The organism is Dechloromonas denitrificans (genome assembly GCF_001551835.1).
GTDB lineage: Bacteria > Pseudomonadota > Gammaproteobacteria > Burkholderiales > Rhodocyclaceae > Azonexus > Azonexus denitrificans.
This window is the reverse complement of sequence record NZ_LODL01000013.1, coordinates 286012-312710: the sequence shown is the minus strand read 5'-3', so window position 1 is coordinate 312710 and position 26699 is coordinate 286012. Positions and strand designations below refer to the sequence as shown.

30 protein-coding genes are annotated in these 26699 nt (G+C 63.0%); 3 read left to right on the top strand and 27 right to left on the bottom strand.

Features of this window, described 5'->3' with window-relative positions:
- The coding region (locus AT959_RS07755) for an enoyl-CoA hydratase-related protein (protein ID WP_240481772.1) at positions 1-246 on the top strand (246 nt) is incomplete at its 5' end.
- 34 nt (positions 247-280) lie between these two features.
- Positions 281-1339: a hypothetical protein gene (locus AT959_RS07750; protein WP_066882305.1), complete on the top strand. Its 1059-nt coding sequence runs from the start codon at positions 281-283 to the stop codon at positions 1337-1339.
- On the opposite strand, the gene AT959_RS07745 is transcribed toward AT959_RS07750, so the two are convergent.
- Genes AT959_RS07745 through AT959_RS07705 form a run of 9 tightly spaced genes read right to left on the bottom strand, consistent with a single transcriptional unit; the run spans position 1311 to position 6962 of the window.
- The gene (locus tag AT959_RS07745) at positions 1311-1916 is read right to left on the bottom strand and encodes a Maf family protein (protein WP_066882303.1); all 606 of its coding nucleotides are present in this window, start codon (positions 1914-1916) and stop codon (positions 1311-1313) included. The genes AT959_RS07750 and AT959_RS07745 overlap by 29 nt on opposite strands.
- A complete protein-coding gene (gene rlmH / locus AT959_RS07740) occupies positions 1916-2386 on the bottom strand; it encodes a 23S rRNA (pseudouridine(1915)-N(3))-methyltransferase RlmH (protein WP_066882301.1) in 471 nt (156 codons plus the stop codon). Before rlmH ends, AT959_RS07745 begins: the two co-directional genes overlap by 1 nt.
- The gene (gene rsfS, locus AT959_RS07735) at positions 2383-2748 is read right to left on the bottom strand and encodes a ribosome silencing factor (protein ID WP_066882299.1); all 366 of its coding nucleotides are present in this window, start codon (positions 2746-2748) and stop codon (positions 2383-2385) included. Before rsfS ends, rlmH begins: the two co-directional genes overlap by 4 nt.
- Positions 2748-3401 carry a nicotinate-nucleotide adenylyltransferase gene (gene nadD, locus AT959_RS07730; RefSeq protein ID WP_083518279.1) on the bottom strand — a complete coding sequence of 218 codons (654 nt, stop codon included), beginning with the start codon at positions 3399-3401 and terminating at the stop codon, positions 2748-2750. The genes rsfS and nadD overlap by 1 nt, the downstream gene beginning before the upstream one ends.
- Positions 3402-3405: 4 nt before the next feature.
- Positions 3406-4179, bottom strand: a complete 774-nt coding sequence (locus AT959_RS07725) for a BPSS1780 family membrane protein (protein WP_066882295.1) — start codon at positions 4177-4179, stop codon at positions 3406-3408.
- Between the two features lie 2 nt (positions 4180-4181).
- Positions 4182-4931, bottom strand: coding sequence for a BPSS1780 family membrane protein (locus tag AT959_RS07720; protein WP_066882293.1), 750 nt, complete (start codon positions 4929-4931; stop codon positions 4182-4184).
- A 9-nt stretch (positions 4932-4940) separates the two neighbouring features.
- Complete coding sequence (locus AT959_RS07715) at positions 4941-5867, bottom strand: homoserine kinase (protein WP_066882291.1); 927 nt, start codon at positions 5865-5867, stop codon at positions 4941-4943.
- Positions 5868-5870: 3 nt separating this feature from the next.
- The gene (locus tag AT959_RS07710; RefSeq protein ID WP_066882289.1) at positions 5871-6200 is read right to left on the bottom strand and encodes a DUF2782 domain-containing protein; all 330 of its coding nucleotides are present in this window, start codon (positions 6198-6200) and stop codon (positions 5871-5873) included.
- Between the two features lie 33 nt (positions 6201-6233).
- The gene (locus AT959_RS07705; protein ID WP_420806641.1) at positions 6234-6962 is read right to left on the bottom strand and encodes an LOG family protein; all 729 of its coding nucleotides are present in this window, start codon (positions 6960-6962) and stop codon (positions 6234-6236) included.
- A 3-nt stretch (positions 6963-6965) separates the two neighbouring features.
- Between AT959_RS07705 and polA the strand changes: the two genes are divergently transcribed.
- Positions 6966-9686 carry a DNA polymerase I gene (gene polA / locus AT959_RS07700; protein WP_066882286.1) on the top strand — a complete coding sequence of 907 codons (2721 nt, stop codon included), beginning with the start codon at positions 6966-6968 and terminating at the stop codon, positions 9684-9686.
- Here polA and AT959_RS07695 read toward each other — a convergent pair.
- The 18 genes from AT959_RS07695 to AT959_RS07610 form a co-directional block, all read right to left on the bottom strand.
- A complete protein-coding gene (locus AT959_RS07695; protein ID WP_066882284.1) occupies positions 9683-10708 on the bottom strand; it encodes a glycosyltransferase family 9 protein in 1026 nt (341 codons plus the stop codon). The two genes, polA and AT959_RS07695, sit on opposite strands and share 4 nt — an antisense overlap.
- A gap of 11 nt (positions 10709-10719) precedes the next feature.
- Positions 10720-11718, bottom strand: a complete 999-nt coding sequence (locus AT959_RS20460) for a glycosyltransferase family 9 protein (protein WP_083518278.1) — start codon at positions 11716-11718, stop codon at positions 10720-10722.
- Positions 11715-12695, bottom strand: coding sequence for an O-antigen ligase family protein (locus tag AT959_RS07685; protein WP_157651242.1), 981 nt, complete (start codon positions 12693-12695; stop codon positions 11715-11717). Before AT959_RS07685 ends, AT959_RS20460 begins: the two co-directional genes overlap by 4 nt.
- Before the next feature lie 244 nt (positions 12696-12939).
- A complete protein-coding gene (locus tag AT959_RS07680; protein ID WP_066882278.1) occupies positions 12940-13713 on the bottom strand; it encodes a glycosyltransferase family 25 protein in 774 nt (257 codons plus the stop codon).
- A 48-nt stretch (positions 13714-13761) separates the two neighbouring features.
- Positions 13762-14586, bottom strand: coding sequence for a glycosyltransferase family 25 protein (locus tag AT959_RS07675; protein WP_066882275.1), 825 nt, complete (start codon positions 14584-14586; stop codon positions 13762-13764).
- A complete protein-coding gene (locus tag AT959_RS07670; protein ID WP_066882273.1) occupies positions 14583-15719 on the bottom strand; it encodes a glycosyltransferase family 9 protein in 1137 nt (378 codons plus the stop codon). Before AT959_RS07670 ends, AT959_RS07675 begins: the two co-directional genes overlap by 4 nt.
- Positions 15716-16912, bottom strand: a complete 1197-nt coding sequence (locus AT959_RS07665; RefSeq protein WP_066882271.1) for a glycosyltransferase family 4 protein — start codon at positions 16910-16912, stop codon at positions 15716-15718. Before AT959_RS07665 ends, AT959_RS07670 begins: the two co-directional genes overlap by 4 nt.
- Positions 16909-18057, bottom strand: a complete 1149-nt coding sequence (locus AT959_RS07660) for a glycosyltransferase family 9 protein (RefSeq protein WP_066882269.1) — start codon at positions 18055-18057, stop codon at positions 16909-16911. Before AT959_RS07660 ends, AT959_RS07665 begins: the two co-directional genes overlap by 4 nt.
- A 1-nt stretch (position 18058) precedes the next feature.
- On the bottom strand, positions 18059-18889 hold the full coding sequence (locus tag AT959_RS07655) for a polysaccharide deacetylase family protein (RefSeq protein WP_088178953.1): 831 nt from the start codon (positions 18887-18889) through the stop codon (positions 18059-18061).
- Positions 18886-19971, bottom strand: a complete 1086-nt coding sequence (locus tag AT959_RS07650) for a glycosyltransferase (RefSeq protein WP_066882264.1) — start codon at positions 19969-19971, stop codon at positions 18886-18888. Before AT959_RS07650 ends, AT959_RS07655 begins: the two co-directional genes overlap by 4 nt.
- Positions 19971-21728 carry a lipid A export permease/ATP-binding protein MsbA gene (gene msbA, locus AT959_RS07645; protein ID WP_066882262.1) on the bottom strand — a complete coding sequence of 586 codons (1758 nt, stop codon included), beginning with the start codon at positions 21726-21728 and terminating at the stop codon, positions 19971-19973. The genes AT959_RS07650 and msbA overlap by 1 nt, the downstream gene beginning before the upstream one ends.
- Before the next feature lie 33 nt (positions 21729-21761).
- The gene (locus tag AT959_RS07640) at positions 21762-22925 is read right to left on the bottom strand and encodes a glycosyltransferase family 4 protein (RefSeq protein ID WP_066882259.1); all 1164 of its coding nucleotides are present in this window, start codon (positions 22923-22925) and stop codon (positions 21762-21764) included.
- Positions 22922-24019 carry a putative lipopolysaccharide heptosyltransferase III gene (gene rfaQ, locus AT959_RS07635; RefSeq protein WP_066882365.1) on the bottom strand — a complete coding sequence of 366 codons (1098 nt, stop codon included), beginning with the start codon at positions 24017-24019 and terminating at the stop codon, positions 22922-22924. The genes AT959_RS07640 and rfaQ overlap by 4 nt, the downstream gene beginning before the upstream one ends.
- 25 nt (positions 24020-24044) lie before the next feature.
- Complete coding sequence (locus AT959_RS07630) at positions 24045-24557, bottom strand: histidine phosphatase family protein (protein WP_066882258.1); 513 nt, start codon at positions 24555-24557, stop codon at positions 24045-24047.
- Complete coding sequence (locus tag AT959_RS07625; RefSeq protein WP_066882256.1) at positions 24554-25012, bottom strand: CopD family protein; 459 nt, start codon at positions 25010-25012, stop codon at positions 24554-24556. The genes AT959_RS07630 and AT959_RS07625 overlap by 4 nt, the downstream gene beginning before the upstream one ends.
- Before the next feature lie 57 nt (positions 25013-25069).
- Positions 25070-25402 carry a YnfA family protein gene (locus tag AT959_RS07620; protein WP_066882254.1) on the bottom strand — a complete coding sequence of 111 codons (333 nt, stop codon included), beginning with the start codon at positions 25400-25402 and terminating at the stop codon, positions 25070-25072.
- 54 nt (positions 25403-25456) lie between these two features.
- Positions 25457-26053 carry a DUF938 domain-containing protein gene (locus AT959_RS07615; RefSeq protein WP_066882251.1) on the bottom strand — a complete coding sequence of 199 codons (597 nt, stop codon included), beginning with the start codon at positions 26051-26053 and terminating at the stop codon, positions 25457-25459.
- On the bottom strand, positions 26053-26625 hold the full coding sequence (locus AT959_RS07610; protein WP_066882249.1) for a hypothetical protein: 573 nt from the start codon (positions 26623-26625) through the stop codon (positions 26053-26055). Before AT959_RS07610 ends, AT959_RS07615 begins: the two co-directional genes overlap by 1 nt.
- Between the last annotated feature and the right edge of the window lie 74 nt (positions 26626-26699).

Genomic DNA, 26699 nt, shown 5'->3' with positions numbered 1-26699 from the left:
GCCCGGGTCATCCCGGCTGAGCAACTGCTCGAGGAAACCCTGAAAGCGGCGCAGACCATTGCCGGCTACTCGCTGCCCGTGGTGATGATGATCAAGGAATCGGTCAATCGTGCCTTCGAGTCTTCGCTCAACGAAGGCCTGCTCTTCGAGCGCCGCGTCTTCCATGCCGCCTTCGCGCTGGAGGACCAGAAGGAAGGCATGACCGCCTTCGCGGAGAAGCGCAAGCCGAGCTTCAAGAACCGCTGAGCCCTCCCCCGCGCCGACCGGCGCGGGGCGCCCCATGCATCTGTTTGTCGATATTTCGAGCCACGGCTTCGGCCATTTGGCGATTACCGCCCCAGTCCTCAATGCGCTGGCGGAAATTGCCCCGAATTTGCGGTTGACCGTCAGAAGCGGCTTGCCGGTCGCCAAATTGCGCCAGCGTATTCATGTTCCGTGCGAACTGATCCATGGCCGCAGCGATTTCGGCTATGTGATGCGCGACGCCCTCCATGTCGATCTGCCGGCCAGCGCTACCGCCTACCGCCAAGCGCACGCCGACTGGGCCGGGCGGGTGGCACAGGAGGCGAGCTTCCTGCGCCGACTGCAGCCCGACCTCGTGCTCACCAACGTCAGCTATCTGCCGCTTGCCGCCGCCAGCCTTGCCGGCATTCCCGCCGTCAGCCTCTGCTCGCTGAACTGGGCCGACCTCTTCCAGCATTTTTTCGGGCACGAAAGCTGGGCGCCGGCCATCCATGCCGAAATGCTGGCCGCCTACCGCTCGGCGAGCAGCTTCCTGCGCGTCACCCCGGGCATGCCGATGTCCGAACTCGGCAATTGCCATAACGTTGGCCCGATCACCGCCCTCGGCCAGGCCCACGATCTTGGCCTGGACGGCGACAAGGCGGTGCTGGTCGCCCTCGGCGGCATCAGCCATCGGCTGCCGGTCGAAGACTGGCCACGCCTGCCCGGCATTCGCTGGCTGGTTGCCGCCGACTGGCAATGCAGCCACCGGGACGCCCTGGCCTACGAATCCTTCGGCCTCGGTTTCACCGACCTGCTCTGCTCGGTCGACGCCATCATTACCAAGCCCGGTTACGGCACCTTCACCGAGGCTGCCTGCAACGGCACGCCGGTGCTCTATCAGCGTCGGGAAGACTGGCCGGAGCAGGATTGCCTGATCGAATGGCTGGCGCGGCACGGGCGCTGCCGGGAAATATCCGTCGAGGCCTTGTTGACCGGCGGATTCGGCGCGGCGCTGGCCGAGCTCTGGCAAATGCCGGCACCGCCCCCGCCGCCAGTGGCTGGCGCGCACGAAGCGGCCGCCCTGCTTAGAGCGGCCGGAAGCCCAGCCGTTTGAGCAATTCGCCGGTTTCGCAGACCGGCAGGCCCATGACGCCGCTATAGCTGCCGGCCAGATGCTCGACGAACAACCCGGCCCGGCCCTGAATGCCATAGGCACCTGCCTTGTCCATAGGTTCGCCGCTCAGCACGTAGTGGCGGATTTCCTCATCGTCGAGCGGGCGAAAACGGACCTCGCTGCTCGACAACAGGTATTCGGTATGACCGAGGTGATTGACGGCGACCCCCGTCAGTACGCGATGCGTCTGGCCGGACAGACGGCGGAGGATGGCGGTGGCATCGGCCTGATCGAGCGGCTTGCCGATGATCTCGCCTTCGAATTCCAGCGTCGTATCGGCCGACAGTACCGGCCGCAACGGCAACTTGCGCTCCTGAACGATCTTCAGGCCATGCTCGGCCTTGGCCCGGGCGACGCGCTCGACGTAGACGAGCGGGTCTTCACCGGCATGCGGCGTCTCGTCGGTTTCCGAATCGGCCCGCGAACCGCCGCGAAAGACGATGGTATCGAAGGCGATGCCGATCTGGTTGAGCAGTTCCCGACGGCGCGGGCTACGCGAGGCTAGATAGAGGCGCATCAGCCCTCCCGATGATATGGATGGTTTTTCAGCACGCTGACTGCCCGGTACAACTGTTCGCACAGCAGCAGCCGGGCCATGCCATGCGGCAGGGTCAGGCTGGACAGGCGCAGCTTGTCATCGGCCTGCTGCTTGAACTCTTCGTCCAGGCCATCGGCACCGCCGATCAGCAGGGCCACGTCGCGGCCGTCCTGCATCCAGACTTCGAGGCGTTTGGCCAGCTTCAGCGTGGTCAGGTCGTCGCCCTTTTCGTCAAGGACGACGAGCCGGCTGCCCGCCGCCAGCGCATCGCGAATGCGACTTTTCTCGGCGGCCAGCAGTTGCTCGCGGGTTTTCGAACCGCGCGGTTCCGGCTTGATCTCGGTAACGCTGGCCGGCAGTTCGCGCGGCATGCGCTTGAGGTACTCGGCGCAGCCTTCGCTCACCCAGTCGGGCTGACGATGGCCGACGGCGAGTACGCTCAGCTTCATTCCGAAGCGGCCTGCTCCACCGCCTTGCGGCGCTGGGCCGGCGTCGCCTGCCAGAGCTCTTCAAGGTTGTAGTACTGGCGCACGGTCGGTTGCATGACGTGCACGACAATGTCGCCCAGGTCGACCAGCACCCATTCGCCGCCGTCCTCACCTTCCGTGGACAGCACTTCGCCGCCGGCTTCGCGCACCTTGTCCTGGACGTTCTGGGCGAGCGCCTTGACCTGACGATTGGAGTCGCCGGTAGCGATGACCAGACGATCGAACATCGAGGTCAGCTTGGTGGTGTTGATGACTTCGATATCCTTGCCCTTGATGTCTTCGAGGGCGGAAACGACGATTTTTTGCAGCTTACGTATGTCCATTAGCTATTTCTGTAAAGGGAATGTGTCTGAATATAGTCGAGAACGCTATCCGGCAGCAAATAGCGCGCCGAAAGGCCGTTGGCGAGCAGTTTCCTGATCTGGGTCGCCGAAATGGCGAGCTGGGTCATCGCAAAAGTGACGATACCGCCGGCTGGTGCGTCTTTCAGGCGGCCGGCATCGCTCAGCCGCCGGGCGTTGAACTCGCTGGACAGTTCCAGCGGCAAACTGCCGGTTTCGACTGGAAACCCTGGCCGGTGCGAGACCGCGACGTGGGCCAGCGAAAAAATGTCGGCCCAGCGATGCCAGCTCGCCAAACCGGCAAAGGCATCGGCCCCGACCAGCAGGACCAGCGACCGGTCCGGCCCCAGCTCGCGGCGCAAACGCTCCAGCGTATGCACGGTATAGCTGGGGGCTGCCGCTTCGACTTCGCTGGCGTCGACTGAAAATTGCTCATTTCCGGCCGTCGACCGCAGCACCATCTCCAGCCGCTGCTCCGCCGTCACTTGCGGCACACCGCGATGCGGCGGCTGGCCGGCCGGAATCCAGCGCACGCCGCCGAGGCCGAGGTGGCCGATCGATTCCTCGGCCAGACGCAGATGGCCGAAGTGCACCGGATCGAACGTGCCGCCGAACAAACCGAGCGGCGCAGGCAAGCCGTCAGACAATTTCGGAGATACCGAAGATGTCGCGATAGCTGGCGTAGAAGCTGGCAAAAACGGCCGGCGCAATGATCAGCAGCATCGGCACCATGACGATGCCGGTGATGAAACTCAGCCCTTCCGGAAAGAGCAGCAACAAAATGCCGAGCAGGACGCCGGGAATCAGTCCGGCGACGATCAGCAAGCCGGCGCTATAGGCCAAGAACGGGCGCCAGTTCATCCAGCAGGCGACAAAGCTGAAGAACAGCGACTTGGTGATCGGCAGGCGATGCCAGGCAGCCAGCACCGGCGCGAACCAGTAGGCCATCATCACCGGCACCAGCAAAACCATGACAACCAGGCTGGGCAGCATGAAATCCGCATCTTCGACGGCGGCCCGCTCGGCCCGGCTGTTGGCCAGCATGTAGCGCAACATGTCGCCCCCATCGACCAGCGTCGACACGCCGAGGATGCCCAGCGTGCAGCACAGGTAGAGCGCCCCGAGGCCGAGCAGCGTCCGGGTGTTTTCCTTGAGGCCGCCGAACAGCGTCGACAGGCTGACCGGCACGCCCCGTTCCAGATTGCGTGCCGCCTGCATCAGGCCAACCGAGAGGCCGGGCACGACCAGCGAGGCGGCGAGCGCCCCGACCAGCGGCAGGACATTGAGAAAGATCACCGTAAACCAGTAGGCGACGACCAGCATCGACAGCACCGGTGGATTGCGCCGGAAGATCGCGAAGCCGGTGATGATCCAGCGCCAGCCGGCCGCTGCGGGAAGAGTCTGGGCGCGCACGCTCAAACGCCCACGAAAATGTCGCGGTACGACGCGTAGACCGCGCCGGAAAAGACCGGCAGCAACAGCAGCAGGCCGAGACCGAGCGGCAGCATGGCGAAGAACAGCGCAACGACCAGGAAGACGCCGAAGATGATCATCGCCAGCCAGTTCTTGGCCCCGGCATCGAAGCTGGCCCGCATCGCGGCCGCCGGCTGCATGTCGTGGAAGAACACCAGAGCCGGAGCGAACCAGGTCGCCATGATCACCGGCACCGACAGCACCATGACCAAGAGGCCGGCCAGCATGATGCCGCCGAAGGCGATGCCGACGCCGCCGACCCGGCCGGTAACGACACCGCCGAGCACGCCACCGCTGATCAGCAGGAAGGCGATGAAGGCGAGGCCGAAGACGCCGGCCGCGAAGAAAACGCCGACCATGATCAGTTGGCCCGCGTTATGGCGGAAACCGGCGAACAGGTCGGAAATTTCCGCTGTCTTGTCATCATCCGACAGATGCCGGCAAACCTGGACCATGCCGGCCCCGAACAGCGGCACCAGCAGGTGGGCGGCGATCTGGCCGAAGAGCGGGACGATCGAGATCGCCATCAGGATGATCAGCAGCAACACCGAGCAACCGATCCAGACCCCGGGATTGGCCAGGAACATGGCCCAGCCCTGGCGCAGCCAGTCAAAACAGGCGCCGGCATCGACTTCGCGGCTTTCGCCCTTGAAAGGCGTCGGCGCCAATGGAAATACGGGAGTTTCGTTCATTCGCGGATGCTAACGGGGCCAGGCTTCGGGAGCAAGGCGAAAACGCTCGAGCATGCGGCGAAAATGCTCGGGATCCTTGATCGTCACCACTTCGCCGCCGCGCGGCTGCGCCCTCGCCTCCAGACGCAGCAGCCAGAAACGCAGCGCTGCCGCCCGCCGCAGCGCCGGCCAGGCGGCCATCTCGGCCGGCGTCACCGGACGCTGGGCGGTGTAGCCGGCAAGCAGTTCGGTCAATGCGGCGGCGTCGACACACCAGTCGTTGGCGACAACGGCCAGATCGAAGAGCAAGGCGTCTTCGCCGGCAAAATAGAAATCGAGCACGCCGGACAGTCGACCGTCGGCCTCCCACAACACATTGTCGCGAAAGAGGTCGGCATGAATGATGCCGCGCGGCAGCCGGGAATAGTCCTGCGCCGCCTGGAAAGCCAGTTCGTCGGCCAGCAGCTCGCCTTCGGCCGGCGACAGCACGGGCCGCAAGGCGGTGCCGACGCTTTGCCGCCACGCAGCGCCGCAGGGATTGGGCAGCGGGTTGGCCAGGTCGGCGCCGGCCAGATGCAGGCGGGCCAGGGTTTCGCCAACAATCCTGCAGTGGGCCGCGGTCGGCTCTTCTTCAGCGGCACCGGGCAGGCAACTGAGCAGCGCCGCCGGTTTGCCGGCCAGCGGCCGCCAGCGCCGGCCCGCGGCGTCGGCCAGCGGCTGCGGGCAGGGAATGCCATGCCCGGCCAGATGGCTCATCAGCGCCAGGTAGAAGGCCAGCGCCTGCGGCGCCATGCGCTCGAACAAGGTCAGCACGTAGCGGCCGTGGGTGGTCGTCACGAAATAGTTGGAGTTCTGCATGCCGGCAGCGATGCCGGCATGACTAATCAACTCGCCCAGCCCGAGTGGCTGGAGCCAGGCCGCGAGTTCAGCGTGCCCGACGGTGGTATAGACGGACAAGGCTTACCAGCTGTGGATGATCCACATTGGCGGCTTGATCGGCGGCTGGGCAATATCGGCCTCGATGAAGTGGCCATCACCCTGACGATCGACGAGGTAATAGGACGGACCGACGCTGGGCGTTACCTTGACCATGTACAGCTTGCCGCGGATCCGGTATTCCTCGCGGGTTTCCTTCTCGGCCTTGACGATGGTCACCTGCGGTTCGAGCGCGGCATCGAAGGCCTCCATGCCGGGCGGCGGCGGTGGTACGGCCGGCAGCGGCTGGAGATCGCCGTTTTGCGCCCAGGCAGGCAGCGACGCAAGAAGCAGGATGGGAAGAAGACGGCGCATGAAAAATTCCTCGTTGGTTCAGACCCGATTTTATTACAGGTTGAGCATCATCTCGTGCTCGTTCGGCAGCGGGCCGAAGGGGCGAGCCTCGTAATGCTTGAAAATGGCCTCGACCACTTTTTCCGGCTCGTCGATCAACTGGATCAGGTTCATGTCTTCCGGATCGACCATGCCTTCGCTGACCAGCCGGTCCTTGAACCAGTCGATCATGCCGCCCCAGAATTCGGAGCAAACCAGAATGAGCGGGATCTTGCGCGCCTTGCCGGTCTGGATCAGGGTCAGTGCTTCCATCAGCTCGTCCAGCGTACCGAAACCGCCCGGCATAACGACATAGGCGCTGGCGAAGCGGACGAACATGTACTTGCGGGCGAAGAAATGGCGGAAGGTCTGCGAAATATCCTGATAGGGATTGTTGGCCTGTTCGTGCGGCAACTGGATATTGAGGCCGACCGACGGCGACTTGCCGAAGAAGGCGCCCTTGTTGGCCGCTTCCATGATGCCGGGGCCGCCGCCGGAGATTACCGAAAAACCGGAATCGGAGAGCAGGCGCGCCGTCTGCTCGGTCAGCATGTAATACGGCGAGTCCGGACGGACGCGGGCGCTGCCGAACAAGGTCACGGCCGGCTTGATCGCCGCCAGACGCTCAGTTGCCTCGACGAACTCTGACATAATGCCGAAAATCCGCCACGACTCGCGGGCCGTCGTGCTTTTCAGCATGGCCTCGGTCTCGACCCCCATCACCAGCTTATCGCTCTCAGTCACGTTATGCCTCTCTTATTGTTGGTGGACGGTTCGTCCTATCTCTATCGTGCTTTCCACGCCCTGCCCGACCTGCGCAACAAGGCTGGCGAGCCGACGGGCGCCATCTACGGCGTTTTGAACATGCTACGCCGGCTGGAAAGCGACTACAAGGCAGACTACAAGGCCGTTGTCTTCGACGCCAAGGGCAAGACCTTCCGCGACGACTGGTATCCGGAATACAAGGCCCACCGGCCGCCAATGCCGCCCGAGATGGTCAGCCAGATCGAACCGCTGCACGCCGCCATCCAGGCCGCCGGCTGGCCGCTGCTGATGGTCGACGGCGTCGAGGCTGACGACGTGATCGGCACGCTGGCGACGAAGGCGACGGTGGACGGCATCGAAACGCTGATTTCGACCGGTGACAAGGACCTGACCCAATTGGTCAACCCACTGGTCCGCTGGTACAACACGATGAGCAACGAACTGCTCGACGAAGCCGGCGTCGAAGCCAAGTTCGGCGTGCCGCCGGGCAAGATCGTCGATTACCTGGCGCTGGTCGGCGACACGGTCGACGGCGTACCGGGCGTCGCCAAGTGCGGCCCGAAGACAGCACTGAAGTGGCTGAACCAGTACGGCTCGCTCGACGAAATCGTCGCCCATGCCGACCAGATCGGCGGCGTCGTCGGCCAGAACCTGCGCGACCACCTCGGCTTCCTGCCGCTCGGCAAGAAGCTGGTCACTGTCGCCTGCGACCTGTCGAACCTACCGGCACCGACCAGCCTGGTCACGACCGCACGCGACACCGACACCCTGCGCGAACTCTATACCCGCTACCAGTTCCGCTCCTGGCTGGCCGAGATCGACGGCCCAGAAGCGGCTGCCGCCGTGCCGCCCAGGGAAGGTTTGGCCGCCGCACCGGCAGCGCCGGCCGAAGCGATCGCGGTCAGCTATGAAACGGTGCTGACCTGGCCGCAATTCGAAATCTGGCTAAACAAGATCGAAAGTGCCGAACTGACCGCGCTCGATACCGAAACGACCAGCCTCGATTCCTTCGCCGCCCGCATCGTCGGCATCTCGCTGTCGGTCAAGGCCGGCGAAGCCTGCTACATCCCGCTCGCCCACACCGCGCCCGGTGTCGCCGACCAGTTGCCGCGCGAGGCCGTGCTCGCCCGGCTAAAACCGTGGCTGGAGGCGGTCGACCGCCGGAAAGTGCTGCAGAACGCCAAGTACGACCAGCATGTCTTCGCCAACCACGACATCGTGCTGGCCGGCATCGCCCACGACACCATGCTGCAGAGTTACGTCCTCGAGTCCGACAAGGGCCACGACCTCGGCCAGTTGTGCAGCCGCCACCTCGGGCTGGACACCATCGCCTACGAAGAGCTGTGCGGCAAGGGCGCCAAGCAGATCGGCTTCGACCAGGTCGATCTCGAACGAGCCGCCACCTACGCCGCCGAGGACGCCGACGTCACTCTGCGCGTCCATCAGGCGCTACATCCGCAGTTTGCCGGCGAACAAGGCCTCTCCTACATTTACCACGAGCTCGAAATGCCGGCCCGCCAGGTGATCTGGCAGATCGAACGCAACGGCATCCTGATAGACAGCAGCGTGCTTTCACGGCAAAGCCATGAAATGGGCCAGAAGATCATGGCGCTCGAAGCCCAGGCCTACGAGCTGGCCGGGCAGCCGTTCAACCTCGCTTCGCCAAAGCAGCTGGCCGAGATCCTGTTCGAAAAGCAGGGTCTGCCGGTCAAGAAGAAAACCCCGTCCGGCGGCCCGTCAACCGATGAGGAAGTGCTGACCGAACTGGCCCTCGACTACCCGCTGCCCAAGCTGCTGCTTGAACACCGCAGCCTGTCCAAGCTCAAGGGCACCTACACCGACAAACTGCCACGCATGGTCAATCAACAGACCGGGCGAGTGCATACTCACTTCTCGCAGGCGGCCGTCGTTACCGGGCGCCTCGCCTCGAGCGACCCCAACCTGCAGAACATTCCGGTACGCAGCGAGGAAGGCCGGAAAATCCGCACCGCCTTCATCGCCCCGGCAGGCAGCAGCATCGTCTCGGCCGACTATTCGCAGATCGAACTGCGCATCATGGCGCACCTCTCGAGTGACGAGCGCCTGCTCGAGGCTTTTGCCCAAGGCGAGGACGTGCACCGCGCCACCGCCGGCGAAATTTTCGGCGTCACGCCGCTCGAAGTCGGCCCCGACCAGCGCCGCGTCGCCAAGAGCATCAATTTCGGCCTGATCTACGGCATGAGCGCCTTCGGCCTGGCCCGCCAGCTCGGCCTGGAACGCAGCGCGGCGCAGACCTACATCGAGCGCTATTTCAACCGTTACCCGGGCGTTGCCCGCTACATGGAAGAAGCCCGCGAGGCCGCTCGCCAGACCGGCTACGTCGAAACCGCCTTCGGCCGCCGACTGTGGTTCCCGGATATCCGCTCGAGCAACGGCAATCGCCGCCAGGGCGCCGAGCGGGCCGCAATCAATGCGCCGATGCAGGGCACGGCGGCCGACCTGATCAAGATGTCGATGATCGCCGTCCAGAACTGGCTGGAAAGATCAGCCCTGCAATCCCGCCTCGTGCTGCAGGTGCATGACGAACTGGTCCTCGAAGTGCCGGATGGCGAACTGAACGAGGTCCGCCTGCAGCTGCCGCGCCTGATGGGCCAGGTCGCCGAGTTGAAGGTACCGCTGGTCGTCGAAGTCGGCGTCGGGCCGAACTGGGAAGCGGCGCACTAGCGCCGAGCGAGCAGCCGGCCGAAGGCGTCGACGGTCTCGTCGACGCTGATTTCGGAAACATCGCGCGACGGCTTTTGCAGCAACTCGTAGGGCACGCCCCACGGGTGCCAGCGCGCCGCCGACGAATTGCCGAAGAAGCAGACCAGCGGCTTGCCGAGGCCGGCTGCGACGTGCATCGCACCGCCGTCGGAGAGCACCGCCGCATCGCACAGCGACAGGCCAGCGATCAGTTCCGACAGATGCTCGGTACGCAGTGGCGCCGCCGGCAGATCGGCCAGCGCCGCCAGCAGGCGCGCCGCCTTGCCGTCGTCACCGGGATGGAAGGGATTGTTCTCGTCGCCCGGCGACCAGAAGACCAGGAAACGCGCCCCATGCTGGGCGTGCAGGCGGTGTGCCAATTCGCTGAAACGCTCCACCGGCCAGCGCTGTTTTTCCTTGCGCGCGCTGATGTGAAGGGCGACCAGCGGGCCATTTCCCTGGGCGACCGCCGTCGGCAGTTGCTGGCGCAAGGCGGTGGCCTGTGCCGCATCGGCAGCAACGGTCAACGCCGGAATCGGGCCGGAAATGCCGAGCGGCGCCAGCAGCCGGAACATGTCTTCGGTTTCATGCAGCGCACCGCCATCGGCATGTGGAATGGCCTGATCGATGCGGGCCGAACTCGCCTGTTCAGTGACGAAGCCGACAATATGCTCGGGCGCCAGCATCCTGGCCAGTTTCAGCGAACGGCCGGCAAAACCGCTGGTCGCCAGAATGGCGTAGTTGAACTTCATCTGGCGCAATTGCCAAAGGAGCTTCGCCCGCCGCCAATAGGCCTGCCAGACCGACTCGCCCGCCGCGTGCTTGCCCTTGGTGTAGGCAAAGATGGCGTCGAGATGTGGATTGCCGTCAATCGCCGGCTCGTTGTAGCTGTTCACCAGCGCCGCGATATAGGCCTGCGGATATTGCCGGCGGATGGACTCGAACAAGGGCGTCGTACAGATCAGGTCACCAATGTTGTCGCGGCGGATGATGAGGATTTTCATATCCAATACTCTTATACGATATCCCGTAAATCAGGTGATAGGGGACATCGCTCCGGAAACACATTCTCCGATGGAGTTGCAGACCAGTCGGCAATCACCTTATGAATGCAGGCGGGTGTTGTGCATTCTTTGTTATCGCAATGACTCTCACCAAGCGCCCCCAGTCGGACAGACTCCGTCATCTGCCCAGGCAGAACGACCTTGTACGGCTGACTCGGGCCAAAGAAGACAACTGCAGGAATCCCCATTGCCGCAGCCACATGATAGAGCCCGGTATCAACGCCGTAATAAGCAGCAGCAAGGCCAAAAATCTTCAACAGCGGAATGATCGACTCAAATGCGCGGACCTCTGCCCCTTCAAAATCACCTGCGACAAAACCCTCATCACCACTTTGACGAACAAGAATCCATATTTTTTTTCCTGGATGACGAATCCGGATAACTGGCAAGAGCCTGATCACGTCATCACGAGAAAGAGTGCGGCGCAATTCGTCCGATACCGGACAGATGACCACAGCCTCCGCCGGCCGCCGATAGGCATCGAGGCCATGAAGACGCAAGTACTTTGGATAAGCTAGCTCAGGATCCAAGGAGCGCAAGGAACGCATAGCTGCTTCGATATGGGTTTCATGAGATGTCAGCGCCGGACCGGGATCCGTGGGCGTATCCGGAAAAATCTCCGGATAGCGATTCAGTGCATGAATCCGCAATTTCGCTGACAACAGGCGTGCCATCCAAGCAACCTTACTCCCCGAACCTCGCAGAACCAAGACAACATCAAATCGGCGGAAGGTAATCCGTTGCCACAACACCCACGCGAAGGCCCGCAGTGACGAATGGTATGGCACGAAACGATATCCCCTTTCCCCAACGAACAAGGGCATGTAATGTTCATGCACCATCAGCGTGATGTCATCCTCTGGATGAGCCATACGATAGGCCGAGAGCGCCTGGAAGGCGATAACTGAATCTCCCAGCTTGTCGCGTATTACTACAAACATTCTCCTCATCTGCGCAACTCCGTTCGGCTACTGGCCAAGGCCACCGAAGTCAGTACTGCGAGCACCGCCAGATTGTTGTAATGGGGCTGATCAGTCAGCCCAAGCAGACCATAGGTCGCCAACCAGGCGGCAGCTGTACCCGCAAGCAAGATCGTTTGTTCCGGAAACACGGTCTTATCACGAAGGCGCAGGAGGCATAGCACCATGCCGCAAACAAGTGTGACGACAAATGCGAAAGCCCCCAACCATCCAGCCGCCATCGCGAAATTTAGAATCATATTGTGCGCATCGCCTAAAACCGGGATAGCCCTCTCAGGGTGAACCGCCGAATAGGTGGAGATCAATTCGAGATAGCGTGACTGGCCAAAGCCGTACCCTTGCCAATTCGACTGTGCCAACATGTCAAGCACCGGCTTCCACACCATGTTCACGCGATTCGAGTCACCAAAGCCTCTGCTGATCGCCATCGCCACGATATTCGTCGATGATGCAGCAAGACCGATAACAGCGACAGCAATACTCCCGATCGCAAGCACCACGAGCATACCCCATGCTCTAAACATCACGAGAAGCATTAGACACCCTCCTGCGAACCCCATCCAGGCACCGCGCCACCCAGTTGAGGCAAGCAATAGAATTTCCACGCACATCAGGCTCAACACCACATTTTTGTATTTTTCCCATACGAACGCAGCGGCAAGAATAAATGGGAACAACACCAGCAAATGATCACCTTGTCTGCGGTAGCCGAGCAAAAATTCTTCAACGGCATACTCCGTGCCGCCAAGAAATACTGGATGCTGATAACCATAAATAACCATTGCGATATTTCTGGCCACCAGCATCAGCAATAGAAAAATAAGCAAACGCCGAATTTGCTCGGCAGAAAAGCGGGTCGACGACAGGGCCAGAGCACCGAAAAACCCCTTCCCTATCATTTGGTAACTCCAGAATGCAGTCCAGCTCCCTTTAGGATCAGATGCCACTTGCATCCCCCACCATCCCGACGCCAGCATCAATAGACATGCAACTACCCAAGACCGGTCCCGACTCGTCAGAGACCTGTTACTTAGCGATAGGAGACCGGTGAGACATAATCCTGCCCAGCCGACAGATTGTGCAGCCTTGACCGGAAAAAAGAGGCCGAACAGAAAGAGCAGAAGAGATATTTCCGTTAATAGAGGCAGCCTATGGCGCACTCGGGCAAGCAAGCGATTCATTGTGCCTCGATCAGTCGAAACGAACCGGCTTAACGATAAAGCGATTCTTAATATAGCGTCGAAATCTTCCGTATTGCTGGCGTAAATAACCTCTTTGCACGGGGGCTTTTCTTCTACTCAGGTCGTGAGCCTCACGAAACCCGATGGTTGATGCCTCAACACTTTCATCGAGCACGCCAACCGCTTCTGGCCAAACAGCCCGCACAGGGGTAACTCCCTTGAAACCCGGCGTACTGTACCAGCAATCGATAGGGAACCAGATTGGCGTCGACGCCTCGAGCAAGCGACGAGCAGCGAGAGGGGTTATGTAATAGGCGGTAGCAGCGATAAACGACTGATTGGGATAAACCAGCCAGCGGGAGTCCAGTTTTACTTTTCTAAAAAAATACGGCGTCGGGCTGGTCTTAACTAACGGGATGACATCACCATTTCTCGCCAGCTCAGACAATCGTTGCAGCCAGATGGGCAGATCTGTAGGCAGAACAGCGTCATCTTCAATAATCAGCCAGCCCGCATCATGCGAATCGATCAACTTTTGCCAAATAGCCCGATGGCTGAGAGCACAACCAATCTCACCCCGCGTCAACTCACCCCACTCGGTTGTTTTGGCTCTTTCTGCATTATAAACAGCAGCTATCTCATCTTCTGGCAGTTGCCGTCCATCAATTGCCGAAAACACTTCACCCATCAGACCTAGCGTCTCCAGATGCTTGATGACCCGTTCTCGTCTCTCCTTAGAGCGCAGCAAATTGATAATGACAATTTTTGGATTCACAGGCGCCATGCTTTCCCGATAATATTTTTTGTTTTAAGCAATTGAAAGTTATCTGAACTACTCTGCTTTGAGCTTTCTGCCCTGAGATACATCGAATTTTTTCTCAAGCCCCCCTTTGGGTTGGCGACGAATTCTCAGTATCGGCTTAACTATTTGATATATAAATTTTTCGTATATCACCCGCCGCACAACGCGCTTCAGACTCTCAATTAGCCCGAAAGATACACCAGCCGAAATACGCCGCCGCTCCTCGTCGAGTTCTGAGATAGTACTCAGCTCAGATTGTCCGATCACATAAGGCACAATTGCCTTGACTTCAATCACACGTTTTCGCCGGAATGTATTCCAGTAATCGAATGGATGATAAATCGTCGAGAAATAGTCGATTACTCGCCTTGCTCCACGATTGGTCACGACATAACCCGAACCCAAATACGCATCAACCACAGGAACCAGAAAGCTTTCTGTTCCCGAAATCTGCCTTGAACTCCACTCGGAGTATTTGGCAACATGAGTCAGCAGACAAACATCATAATCCCCCGACAAAATGGAACCATCGAGAGAATCGATGATATTTTTTACCATAGGGCTAATAAATGCATCATCCTCAAGAATCAGGGCTGCCGATAAATTATCGGACACCACCCGACGTAGAGCCATGCAGTGGCTCATCACACACCCAATTTCCCCCTTTGTTAATTGTCGGCCGAGAAAGGCCTGTGTCTTCGAAGGAGAATAGACAGAATCAAGGGTATCTGCAGATAAGCACTGTCCATCCACCGCACTCAGGATTTCAAATTCAATTTCGCGAGTCTTCAACTGCTGTTCAATAGCGTCGCGACGCTCGGTGTGTCGCTCAAGATTCAGTACAAAAGCTTTCATTTTTCCGCGGCCAACTTCGAAGTTAGTATGTTCGAGACTATGCCAATCAATTTATCCACCGGTGCATGACTGATGCAAGCCCGCGTCCCCAGATGGCAGCGGTACGGCGCATCAAAGGCGTGCGAACAGGGGGCGCAAGGCTCGGCGCTGCGGATGACCACGGCCTGCGACCCGATCGGTCGCTGGTCGTCGGCATCGGCCGGGCCCATGAAATCGACGACCGGCACACCCAGCGCATCGGCCATGTAGGTGGCGCCGGAATCGACGCCGACAAAGCAATCCAGTTCGCCGAGCAGCGCCGGCAGTTCGGCCAGGCTGCATTGCCCGGTGCTATCGATCGCCCGACCGGCCGGCAATGCGGCGAGCACTTCGGTCGCGGCCAAGCTGTCCTCGACGGTGCCGATCAGGACCAGGGTCGCCGCCGTCCGCTCGGCAAGGCCGAGCGCCAAGGCCTGCAATTGCTCGGGTGCCAGCGCTTTCATCCGATTGCCGGCGCCGAGGCCGAGACCGACCAGCGGTCGCGGCGCGGTGCCGAGCAGCACCTGTGCCTTCATCTCGCCGCTGGCGGTACGGGGGATTTCATTGACCAAGGCAAGCAAGCCGGCATCGATGCTGACCCCGAAGCCGGCCAGGGCACGCAAGGCCGTTTCACGGAACAGGCGGCCGCTGACATGCGCCTCGCCATGCGTCAGGAACGGCCAGGCCAGGCGGGCGCTGCCCTGGCGGCGGTCAGCCAGCACCGAAACACGTTGCGGCACACCGGCCCAGAAGGGGGCGAGCAAGGTCGTCAGATTGGGGCTGAGGACGAGCACACCGTCGTAGCCTTCGGCCAGTTGGTCGAGCAGCCAGCGCTTGCCGGCCCAGCCCTTGAAACCCGGTTTCGGCAAAGCGATGATCCGGTCGATACTGTCCAGACCCTCGGCCAGCGGCACATTGACCGGGTGCAGCAGGGCAACGATCTCGACCTGCGGCAGGCGATTGCGCAAGGCACGAAAAACCGGGGTCGTCGCCACGAAATCGCCGATCTTGGCGGTCTGGATGACCAGGATACGGCTGCTCTCGCCCGGATGACGGCGTGCGGCACGCCACCAGAGTAGGGGGGCGGCCAGCCAGGTCAGCAGCAGGTAGATCACGCGGCCGCCTCGGCCAGCACCTGGGCCACGCCATTGACGTAGGCGTCGATCGAAAAACCGGCCTCGACGCGACGCCGACCGGCCTCGCCCATCGCCCGCCGCAACAGCGGATCGCCGAGCAGGCGGCGCAGTGCGGCGGTCAGCGCCGGCACGTCAGCGTAGGCGTAGAGCAGACCGGTTTCTTCATTAACGATCAATTCGCGCGTGCCAGTGACATCGGAACCGACCACCGGCTTACCGGCCAGCATGGCTTCGAGCACGACGCGCGGCAGGCCTTCCTTGCTCGAACACAGGACACAGACATCCATCGCCTGCACCCAGGCCAGCGGCACCGGCTGGAAACCGACAAAGCCGACCAGCTCGCCCAAGCCAAGACGCTGGGCCGTGGCTTCCAGTTCGGCCCGCTGCGGTCCTTCGCCGAGGATCAGGCAACTGACGAGCAGCCCCTCGCCTTTCAGGCTGGCCAGTGCCTGCAGCAAATGCTGCACGCCCTTGCGCGCGGTCAGTTGCCCGACCGTACCGATGACCAGGCGCTGCGTTGTCGGCGGCAACTTGATCGGCGCCGGCAGTGCGACCCGACAGTCGATCGCGTTATGGACGACACGCAGCCGGTGCTCGGCGACATGCTGGGCGGCGAGGACGTCGGCGACGCCTTGCGAGACGCAGATGATGCGGGTCGCGACGCGATTGACGATGGCCGCCTCGCCCAGTTGCAGCGTCGGCTCGATGCGGCAGTGCTGAACGACCGGCAGGCCCGCCGCCTCGCCGGCCAGATAGCCTTCCAGATTCGAGGACGGCTGGTTGTTCATGTAGAGCAGGTCGAAACCGCCCTCTTCGAGCAGCGTGCGCAGCGCGGCGACGCGCGGCTTGATCCGCCACTGCATTTCGATGGCCAGCACGGCCCGCTTCTTGAGTCGGGCCGACCACGACAAAATGCCGCGCGCCAGCTCTTTGGCCAGCTTCGCCCACAGCGGCTGTTTGCCGGTCGGTAGCAAAAGCAGCGGGATACCGATCTCGGCCAATTCCTCGGACAACAGCCGGCCATCCCTGCCCTTGCGGTAATCCTTGTAGAAACAGCAAGTCACGGCAAAGCGTTGGCGATCAAGGCGCTTGAGCAGTTCGAGCATGCTGTTGGTGCCGCCGCCCCACTCGTTGCCGGTATCGAGCAGCAGGATGCGTTTCGGCTGGCTCATGCGGTTTTCCGGCTCAAAATGCTGTTTACCGCAGCAATCACTTCGTCGACCGCGATGTTGTCCATGCAGATCGGCTCAGCGTAGGGGCAGTTCTTGGAATAACAGGGATCGCAGGTCCGCCATTTGCGGATCACGACATGCTGCTCCAGATCGTAGCCGGGACCGGAACGGGCCGGGTCGGAGACGGCAAACAGCGCGACGACCGGCGTCTCGACAGTAACCGCCAGATGCATCGGCCCGGTATCGCCGGTGACCAGCAGGCTGGCCCGTTTGAGCAAGGCCGGCAAGGCGATCAGCGGCAATTGCCCGGCCGAGGCCCAGGCCCGCGTGCCGCCGGCCAGTGGTGCGGCGGCCTCGATACCGGCCGCGACTTCCTGGCAGAGCGCCGCTTCGGCCGGCGAACCGGTGACGACGAAGCGCAGTTCCGGCCAGCGTTGCGCCAGTTGCGCCGCCGCCGCGATGAAGCGCGAACGCGGCCAACGCCGGCTCATCGTCGAGGCGCCGGGCTGGAAGGTGACGATGTTCGCCTGCTGCCAGCCCCGTTCGGCCAGCGCCTTGTCCAATGCCTCGGCGCCGGCGGCATGCAGCGGTACCGTCATGCGCGGCGAAAAATCGCCGAGCGCACCGGCCAGCCTGGCCACCGCCAGCCGCTGCTCGATGCCGTGGCCGAGATCGTCCCAGCCCAGCACCGGCGTGCGGTTGCTGAGCAGGAAGTTCCAGCGGTTGTTGTTGGGCAGCTTGAAGACGTAGCGGGCACCGGAGAGATAGGCCAACGGCGTCGCCTGCGGCTCGTTGCCATGGAAGATGGCGGCGAGGTCGTAGCCCTTCAGGGCCTTTGCCGTACGGGCGAAACCGCGCCATTTTCCATCGTAGGGCAGCAGTTCATCGACCCCGTCCAGCCCGGCGAACAGGGCCTGCAACGCGGGATGGACGAGCAGCGTGATGTGGGCCTGCGGATAAGTCTGGCGCAACGCGCGCAGGCCGGGCGTGGACAGCAGCGTATCGCCGAGCGCCGTGCAGGAAATGGCGAGGATGCGGCGGATGGCCGGACTGCCCAGTTCGCCGACCGGGCGCGGGCGTTTGTCCAGCGCCCGCTTGATCTTCAGCCAGCGGTATAGCAGCGGTTCCCTCAGGCGCAGCCGCATCTCAATGCCCCTTCTTGCCCGACTTCAGGCCGAGGTAGAGGGCCGACAGCAGCGGCCGGCCGTAGATGCCCATCCGTCGGCCGAACCAAGCCGCCGGCTTGTCCTTGGCGACCAGGCGCGGAATGCGGGCCAGGTCGACGTCGGCGCGGACGACGCCATGTTCGGTGGTGTACAGGTGCGTGAAACCAGCGTCCCGGGCGACGCGCTGGTAATTACTGTCGAAATAGCCCTGCGGCCAGCACAGATGCGGGCTGGCTTCGCCGAGCCGGGCGGCCAGCGTTTCACGTGAAACGGCCAGGTCTTCGGCCAGCGCCGCATCGCGTTCGGCCTGAGCCACAATTTGCCGATCCCAGCGCGCGTGAGTATGGGTGTGCGAGTGAAAATCGAAGGTACCGGCCGCCCGCATCGCCTCGACTTCGGACCAGCGCAGGAAGGCGGTATCGAGCTTGCCGTCGGCGGCGGCGGCCATCGCCTGCTTATGGGTCGGGATGTCCGGCGTGCCGGGCTGACCCGAATACGGGCGCGGCGCGCCGTCGCCGATCCAGCCGGTGATCAGAAAAATCGTCGCCCGCTGGCCGAACTCCTGCAGCACCGGGTGGGCATAGACCCAGTTGTCGAGATAGCCGTCGTCGAAGGTGACGAGCACACTTTTCTGCGGCACCCGACCGCTGGCCAATGCCTCGGTGAAGCCGGTGGTGGACAGCGTCCGCCAGCCGTTTTTTGCCAGCCATTGCATCTGCGCCCGAAAGTTTTCCGGCGAACAGGTAACCAGCCCGGGTTTCGGGCTGACATGATGGTACATCAGCACGGGCAAGGGCTGCCCGAGGCTCACCGTGCCTCCAGCAGGCGCTCGTACAAGCGCTCCATGCCTTCGGCCATCGTTTCGCGGGCGAACTTGCGATGGACGAACTCGGTCGCGTTGGCACCCATGCTGCGACGGAAAATCGGATCGCCAAGCAGGCGGCAGATCGGTTCGATCAGCGCCCTGCCGTCCTGGGCCGGCACCAGCAAGCCGGTCTGGCCGTCGATGATGACTTCCGGCACACCGTCGACATTGGAAGCCACCGCCGGCAGCCCCATCGCCCCGGCTTCGATGAAGGCGGTACCGAGCGCTTCCTGATGCGTCGGCAGCACGAAGACGTCGAGCGAAGCCAGCACGTTGGTCACGTCGCGGCGCAGGCCGAGCAGATGAATGCGCCCATCCAGCCCGTCGGCAGCGATGCGCGCCTGCAGGTTGGCGGTCTGCGGGCCGTCACCGGCAAAGACGAAATGCGCCTTGGGAAAGCGCTTCAGCACCTCGGGTGCCGCGTCGAGAATCTCGGCGTGGCCCTTCTTGGCACGCAGGATGGCGACGGTGCCGACGAGCAGCGTATCGGCCGCCAAGCCCAACTCCTGGCGCAGGTTGCCGGCGACGGTCGAGCGGTCGTAGCGGGCAAAATCGACGCCGGTCGGGATGGTCGTGATGCCCGGGCGCGGCACGCCGGCCTCGACCAGATAGTTCTCGACATATTTGCTGACGGTGACGACATGATCCGGCAGCACGCTGTAGGTAAATTTCGAGGTGATCGGCAGCGCCAGATGGCGGGTACGGACGATGCGCGGCCGGTTGAACAGCGTGCGGGCCGCCAGGCCGGCCAGTTGCGTGTCGCGACCGCTGTGCGTATTGACGATGTCGGCCCCAAAACGCTTGATGGCGCTGCGCAAGCGCAGGACATTCGGGAAATCGATGGCGCCGCGCATGTCGACCGCAAAGGTCGGGAAGCCCAGTTCCTTGGCCCGTTCGATGATGCGTGCCCCGGGCCGGCTGAGCACGGCCAGTTCATGCCCCCGCTCACGCATGGTGACCAGTTCGTTCATCGTGCGGTTTTCCTGGCCGCCCCAGCCCGTCGAGGACTCCGTGTGCAGGATGCGCATCAGGCGGCCGCCTCTTCGGCCTTCTGCATCCGGTAGAGGCGGGCATAGAGGCCGTCATGGGCGAGCAGTTCGGCGTGCGAGCCCTCTTCCTGCTTGTGGCCGTGGGCCAGCGCGACGATGCGGTCGGCCCGTTCGACGGTGGACAGGCGATGGGCGATGACCAGCGTGCTGCGGCCGCGCATCAGTTCGTCGAGCGCCGCCTGGACGTGGCGTTCGGATTCGGTATCGAGGGCCGAGGTCGCCTCGTCGAGAATCAGGATCGGCGCATCCTTCAGGATGGCGCGGGCGATCGCCAGACGCTGACGCTGGCCGCCGGACAGCTTGACGCCGTTTTCGCCGATCATCGTATCGAAGCCTTCCGGCAGCGCATCGATGAATTCCAGCGCATGCGCGGCCTTGGCGGCGGCGCGGATTTCCTCGGCGGTCGCCGTGCTCTTGCCGCCGTAGGCGATGTTGGCGCCGATGGTGTCGTTGAACAGCACGACATCCTGGCTGACCAACGCGATGTTGTCGCGCAGGCTGTTCAATTTGATATTCGGCAAAGCATGGCCGTCGACGCGGATTTCGCCGCCGTCGATGGCGTAGAAACGGGGCAGCAGGTTGGCCGCCGTCGTCTTGCCGCTGCCCGAAGGACCGACCAGGGCGACCGATTCGCCAGGGCGAATGGTCAGCGAAACGCCGGCCAGCGCCGGACGATCGGCACCGGGATAGGTGAAGCTGACATTGTCGAATTCGACCAGGCCTTGGGCTCGACCGAGGTCTTCCTGGCCCTTGTCTTCCTCGGCCGCTTCGTCGATTAGCGAGAAGACGCTTTCGGCCGCGGCCAGGCCGCGCTGGATCGGCGCATTGACGTCGGTAATGCGGCGCAGCGGCGGCAGGATCATCAGCATCGCGGTAATGAAGGAAACGAAGCTGCCCACCGTCGTTTGATCGCCTGCCGCCTGCTTCAGCGCGACGCCCATGATGATCGCGACGCCGGAAGCGGCGAAGAACTGGACGATCGGGCTTTGCGCCGAAGTCGCCATGGTCGCCCGCATGGCCAATCTACGTTGCTCGCGCACCGACTTGTAGAAACGCGCTTCCTCATAGGTCTGACCACCGAAAATCTTGACCACTTTGTGGCCTTCAATGGTTTCCTGCAGCACTTGGGTGATCTTGCCCATCGACTCCTGCTGCCCCTTGGCAACACCCCGTAGACGCTTGCTGAAGGTACGGACGACGACAGCGATGAAAGGCACTACCGACAAGGTAATCAGCGTCAGCTGCCAGTTCAAGTAGAGCAGCCAGGCCATCAAGCCGACAATGGCCAGCGAATCCTTGATCAGCGAAGTCAGCGCGTTGGTCGCCGCACCGGCGACGCCGGTCACGTCGTAGGCGATGCGCGACATCAGTCGGCCGGACAGGTTGTCGCTGTAGTAGCGGGTCGGCAGGCGGACCATGCGAGCGAACATCGCCTGGCGCAGTTCGGTGATGACATTGTTCGAGACCCAACTCATCGAGTATTCACCGACAAATCCGAATATGGCACGGACCAGGAAAATACCCATGATGGCCAGCGGATAAAGCAGCCAGTCCCACGGCCCAGCCGCCGTCGAAAAACCGTCATCGAGCAGCTTTTTCATCATCGCAGGGAAAACCGGCTCGGCCAACGACGACAGCCCCATTGCCGCCAACGCTGCAGCAAAGACCTTCCAGTACGGACGGACATAGGTCAGCAGTCTGAGATAAAGCTCGCGACTGGTCATGTCACTGGCCATGAAAATCCCTGAAACAAAAAGTGGAACCCGGAATTATACCTGCTGCCCGACCCAGGCCGGACCGAGCGAACGGTAGAGGGCGAGCAGGCGGTCGGCCATCGCCGGCAAGGTCAGCGCCTCGACGCTGGCCCGCGCCGCCGCCCGGGCCTCTACATTGCCGGCCAACTCGGCCAGGTCATCGAGACGCAGCGACAAGGCCGCTTCATTGACCGCATCGACCACCCAGCCATTGAGCCCGGGCTGCACCCACTCCTGAGCGCCGCAGGTCGTCGAGGTAATGATCGGCAGGCCGCAGGCTAGCGCCTCCAGCGCCGCGTTCGGGCACGGGTCGTAGAGGGTCGGCAGCACGAAACCGTCGGCCGCGCCGTACCAGGGGCGGACATCCTTGAGCGGCCCGGCGAAATGGACGCGCGGGCCCAAACCGAGTCCTTCGGCCAGCGCCCGCATCGCCTTCAGCTTGCGGTCAGCTCCGATGATGACGATCTGCGCATCGCTCCGCTCCATCCGCGCCGCGGCGCGCAGCAGTTGCGGTACGCCCTTGCGTTCGAAACCGCTGCCGACGAAGAGCAGGACCGGGGCGGCGGCCGGAATATTCAACGTCGCCCGCGTGACGGTACGGAACTCGTCGGCCAGGCCGGGGTGAAAAGCCGTGGTATCGACGCCGTTGTAGATCACCGGCAATTTGCTGCGGTCGACCCCGTAAAAATGGGCAATTTCATCGGCAACCATCTGCGAATTGCAGATCACCGCCTGCAGCGCCGGGTGTTCGAACATCGCCTTTTCCGCATTGACCACATAACGGTGATAGGCCGACCAGCGCTGGCTCAGCCGTTGCAGCGGACTCAGGACGCGGGCCCGATGGGCCAGCCAGGCGGCATGCACGCCGTCGCCGGCGCGAAAGATCATGCAGCCGGGAATGCGTTCGTGCGACTGGGTGATGTCGAAACCGCCGCGCGCCATTTCACGCTGGGCCGCCGCGGCAAAACTGCGGTCGCGCGCCGCCCGGCCGCCGAACAGCCGGGAATACGGCGGATCGCAGGTAATCTGCCGAAAGCCTTCGCGCGGCGCGCCATCCCAGTTGCGGGTAATCAGCGAGACTTCGGCCCCTTCGCCGGCCAGCGCGCCGAGTGCCCGCTCGACGAAACGCTCGGCACCGCCGAACGGGTTGTAGCGCTGGCGAACGATGGCGATCTTCACGGCGCGAGCAGTTCGTGCGCCGCGGCCAGCACATCTTCAACGCTCAACGAAGTCAGGCAGTCGCTGACCTTGCCGCCGCCACAGCCGTCGATGCCACACGGCCGGCACGGATGCCGGGTGCTGGCAACGACGCGGAAAGGCACGCCCCACGGCCCCCACTGCTTGTCGCCGGACGGCCCGAACAGTGCCACGGTCGGCGTGCCGACGGCTGCCGCGATATGCATCGGCGCCGAATCGACGCCGATGAACAGCTTCGCGGCCTGGGTCAGCGCCGCCAACTCCTTCAGCGACAACTGGCCGGACAGGCTGAAGGCCGGCGTCGCCAGCCGGGCCTGGATCGCCTCCAACATCGCCTGCTCGTCCCGGCTCGGCGCCGCGGTCAGCACCACGGCGTGGCCTTCGCCCTGCAGCCGGGCAACCAGCGCCGCCATCGAGTCCACCGGCCAGCATTTAAAGAACCAGCGCGAGGCCGGATGGATGTGAATGAAATCGCCGCCCTGAAGCCCGAAGCCTTGCAGATGCCGGGCCACCACCGCCTCGGCCGCCGCCCCCGGGACCAGCGTCAGGCGCCGTTCGTCCGGGCCAGGCTGAATGCCGATCCGGCGCAACGAATCCAGGTTGGCTTCGGCCATGTGGCGCAAGGCATTGCCCGGCGCCGACTGGAGGTGGGTAAAGCTCTGTTTCCAGCGCTTGCTGCGCCCTTTGACAACCGGCCCGACCGACCAGCGCGGCTGGAGTAGCCGGCACAGCCAGGCGCCGCGCCAGTGCTCGGTGAGATGGATGATCAGGTCGTAACCGCGCGCCTTCAGCGTGTTGTAGAGCGCCAGTTCGGCCTTGACCTGGCCGACTGTGCCGAGCTGCTTCCACTTGCGGTCGATCGTATGGACCTGGGCGATGGCCGGATGCAGGGTCAGCATCTCGGCCGTATCGGCATAGACCAGCGCGTCGATTTCGACCTGCGGCGCCTGCGCCTTGAGCACCGAAAAGACCGGCGAACTGACCAGCACATCGCCGTGGTGGCGCAACTTGATGACCAGCGCCCGCTTGATTTCGCCAAGCGGCACCGCATCACGCAGGGGATTGAAGGTTTCCATGGCCGGCATTCTAGCCGTTGTCGGATTAGCCGGGCAGCAGCACCCGCGTCCGCGAACCATAGGCAAAGACCAGTTCCGTCCATTTGCCCGGCGGCAAGCCCTGCCAATGGGCAAACAAGGTCCGGATCACGCCGGCATGGGTGACGATCACCGCTTCCGGCACGGCCAGCCCGGCGACGAAATCGAGTGCCCGCTGCTGCAGAGCGAGCGGCGACTCGCCGCCCGGCGGGGCATATGCGGCGACATTCGCCGCCCAGGCATCGAGTTCGGCGCGTGGAATGGCATCCCACGGTCGACCTTCCCACTGGCCGAAATTCATTTCGGCCAGCCGCTCGTCGAGCCGAGGCTGCGGGTGCAGCAGCTCAGCCAGTTCCCGACAGCGCCGCAGCGGGCTGCTCCACACCGGCAGCCCGGCCGGCAATTCGCTGAGCAAACTCTCCGCAACGGCAGCAGCATTTTCGGCCGCAATATCGAGTCGACCGTAGCAAATGCCCGGCTCGACCACCGGCTTCGGGTGCCGGATCAGGTGCAGGATCATGCGGCGAACCGGCTGCCCAGCGTGGCGACGAGCAAGGTCAGCCCGCCGAGCGCCAGATTGGTCGCCACCCACTGGCGAATGCCGTTCATCGCACTGCCGGCCGCCGGCCAGTCGCCGGCGGCGACGCCGGCCCGCAGGCGCGGGTAATGGCGGACGACGATCAGCGCGAAGATCGCCGTCATCAGCAGACCGAGCCCGGCCATCAGATGCCAGTGCAGCGGCGCCTGAGCAAAGCCCGTATGCGCCAGACGGGCAAACCCGGAAAGCAGGATGGCGGCGATGGCCACGGCGACCGCCACGAAGAAGCGCCCGAGCACCGCCGCCAACAGTTGCAGGCGCTGCGGCGGCGGCAACTGCCCGGCGGCAACCGGGCGCAGGCAGAAATGGGCGAAAAACATACCGCCCAGCCAGACGATGACACCGGCGAGATGCAGCAGAAGCAGGAATTCACGCATGTTGGTGATGCTTTCGGTAATGGTTCGAGGGTTCGATCATCAGACAGAGCGCGGCGTTCAAGCTGTCGCCGGTTGCAGCGCGATCACCGCCATGCCGACCAGCGCAATGGCGGCCCCGGCCAGATCCCAGCGCGTCAGGGCGATGCCGTCGACCCAACGCAGCCAGAGCAAGGCGACGGCGATATACATGCCGCCATAGGCGGCATAGGTCCGGCCAGCCGCGCTCGGATGCAGGGTCAGCAACCAGGCGAAGGCAGCCAGCGCCAGCGCCGCGGGCAGCAGCAGGAAAGCCGGCTTGCCTTGCTTGAGGACGAGCCAGGGCAGGTAGCAGCCGATGATTTCGGCCAGCGCCGTGATGGCAAACAGCGCGGCGAGACGCAACAATTCCAAGGCAGCCCATCCGCTATATCAATGCCTTGAATTCTGCCACAGCGGCCGGGGCCACTAGGCGCCAGTACGCTGCCAGACCAGACAACGGTTGTTCGAAGGCATCGCCCGGTCTTCCAGCAACCGCAAGCCGGCCTGACCGGCCAGTGCATCAACCGCCTCGAAATCGCGGATACCCTGATGCGCCGCCTTTTCCTTGAGCCAGGCATCAAAAGCCGCATTGCTCGTGCTGGTGAAGGCGCCACCGTAATTGAAGGGGCCATAGATGACGAGTTTGGCCTGCTCAGACAGGATTTCCGGCAGGCGGGCGAACAGGCGTTCGACGGCCGGCCACGGCATGATGTGCAAGGTGTTGGCGCTGAACACGGCATCGACCCGGCGCTCGGGCCAGGTCTCGAGCACGTTGAAGACCAGCGGCGCCGGCGTATTGGCCAGTGCCGCATCGACCAGCCAGACGGCGATGCCCGGCAGGTTTTCCGGACAATCCGAAGTCTGCCAGGTCAGATGGGGTAGCTGCCCGGCAAAGAAAATGGCGTGCTGGCCGGTTCCGCTGCCGATTTCCAGCACCGCGCGGCAATCGGCGAAATGGTCGCGCAACACGCCGAGGATCGGCTCGCGATTCTTGGCGCAGGACGGAGCGTCGGGTTTTTCCATCAGTCGTCCGTAGTTTGCCGGACGGCCTCCAGTTCGAGATGGCACGGCGCCAACAGCAGATGCGCCAGATGCTCCGGGTCCGACGAACCGAGATGCTCGGCAAAGGCGGCCAGGCGCGCATCCTGCGCTGCGCCGAGGGCGACGATCAGGGCTCTCGCCGCCTCGCGCGGATTCGGCCCGCCGGCCTGGTAACCGGGCCAGTCCTTGTAGTGCGCCAGCAACTGGGTGCGATGGTCAAGATACAGCGGGCTGTGGCGGATGAATTCAAGCTCGGCCTCCTTGGCCCGTATTTCGGCCTCGATTTCGGCATCGCTGCTGCGGTAATGAGCTTTTTCCGCTTCGGTCCAGTGCGGCTTGTCGCCGTGTTTTTCGCGCAGGATGGCCGAAGTACTCTGCAGCACGATCTGCGAATGGGTGCCGGCATCGCGAAAGACATGCACCATGTCCTTGCCGTGCCCTTCCTTGCCAACGTAGCGCATGCCCGCCGTGACCCGCTTCGGGTTGAAGGCGAACTGGCGGGCACAGGCGGCCCGCAGCAGATCGAAGAGTTCATTGATTTTTGCGGGATTCACAGGCCGATCCTTTCGTTCAAGTCTGGCGACAACGAGGACAACTGATCCCCGTGAGCATACGCCACACTAGGCCG

Excerpts from the sequence above, each read along its gene's own strand:
- AT959_RS07750 (WP_066882305.1), top strand. The coding sequence starts at position 281 with ATGCATCTGTTTGTCGATATTTCGAGCCACGGCTTCGGCCATTTGGCG.
- AT959_RS07745 (WP_066882303.1), bottom strand. The coding sequence starts at position 1,916 with ATGCGCCTCTATCTAGCCTCGCGTAGCCCGCGCCGTCGGGAACTGCTC.
- rlmH (WP_066882301.1), bottom strand. The coding sequence starts at position 2,386 with ATGAAGCTGAGCGTACTCGCCGTCGGCCATCGTCAGCCCGACTGGGTG.
- rsfS (WP_066882299.1), bottom strand. The coding sequence starts at position 2,748 with ATGGACATACGTAAGCTGCAAAAAATCGTCGTTTCCGCCCTCGAAGAC.
- AT959_RS07720 (WP_066882293.1), bottom strand. The coding sequence starts at position 4,931 with ATGAACGAAACTCCCGTATTTCCATTGGCGCCGACGCCTTTCAAGGGC.
- AT959_RS07710 (WP_066882289.1), bottom strand. The coding sequence starts at position 6,200 with ATGCGCCGTCTTCTTCCCATCCTGCTTCTTGCGTCGCTGCCTGCCTGG.
- polA (WP_066882286.1), top strand. The coding sequence starts at position 6,966 with ATGCCTCTCTTATTGTTGGTGGACGGTTCGTCCTATCTCTATCGTGCT.
- AT959_RS07695 (WP_066882284.1), bottom strand. The coding sequence starts at position 10,708 with ATGAAAATCCTCATCATCCGCCGCGACAACATTGGTGACCTGATCTGT.
- AT959_RS20460 (WP_083518278.1), bottom strand. The coding sequence starts at position 11,718 with ATGAGGAGAATGTTTGTAGTAATACGCGACAAGCTGGGAGATTCAGTT.
- AT959_RS07680 (WP_066882278.1), bottom strand. The coding sequence starts at position 13,713 with ATGGCGCCTGTGAATCCAAAAATTGTCATTATCAATTTGCTGCGCTCT.
- AT959_RS07675 (WP_066882275.1), bottom strand. The coding sequence starts at position 14,586 with ATGAAAGCTTTTGTACTGAATCTTGAGCGACACACCGAGCGTCGCGAC.
- AT959_RS07665 (WP_066882271.1), bottom strand. The coding sequence starts at position 16,912 with ATGAGCCAGCCGAAACGCATCCTGCTGCTCGATACCGGCAACGAGTGG.
- AT959_RS07660 (WP_066882269.1), bottom strand. The coding sequence starts at position 18,057 with ATGCGGCTGCGCCTGAGGGAACCGCTGCTATACCGCTGGCTGAAGATC.
- AT959_RS07650 (WP_066882264.1), bottom strand. The coding sequence starts at position 19,971 with ATGCGCATCCTGCACACGGAGTCCTCGACGGGCTGGGGCGGCCAGGAA.
- msbA (WP_066882262.1), bottom strand. The coding sequence starts at position 21,728 with ATGGCCAGTGACATGACCAGTCGCGAGCTTTATCTCAGACTGCTGACC.
- rfaQ (WP_066882365.1), bottom strand. The coding sequence starts at position 24,019 with ATGGAAACCTTCAATCCCCTGCGTGATGCGGTGCCGCTTGGCGAAATC.
- AT959_RS07630 (WP_066882258.1), bottom strand. The coding sequence starts at position 24,557 with ATGATCCTGCACCTGATCCGGCACCCGAAGCCGGTGGTCGAGCCGGGC.
- AT959_RS07625 (WP_066882256.1), bottom strand. The coding sequence starts at position 25,012 with ATGCGTGAATTCCTGCTTCTGCTGCATCTCGCCGGTGTCATCGTCTGG.
- AT959_RS07615 (WP_066882251.1), bottom strand. The coding sequence starts at position 26,053 with ATGGAAAAACCCGACGCTCCGTCCTGCGCCAAGAATCGCGAGCCGATC.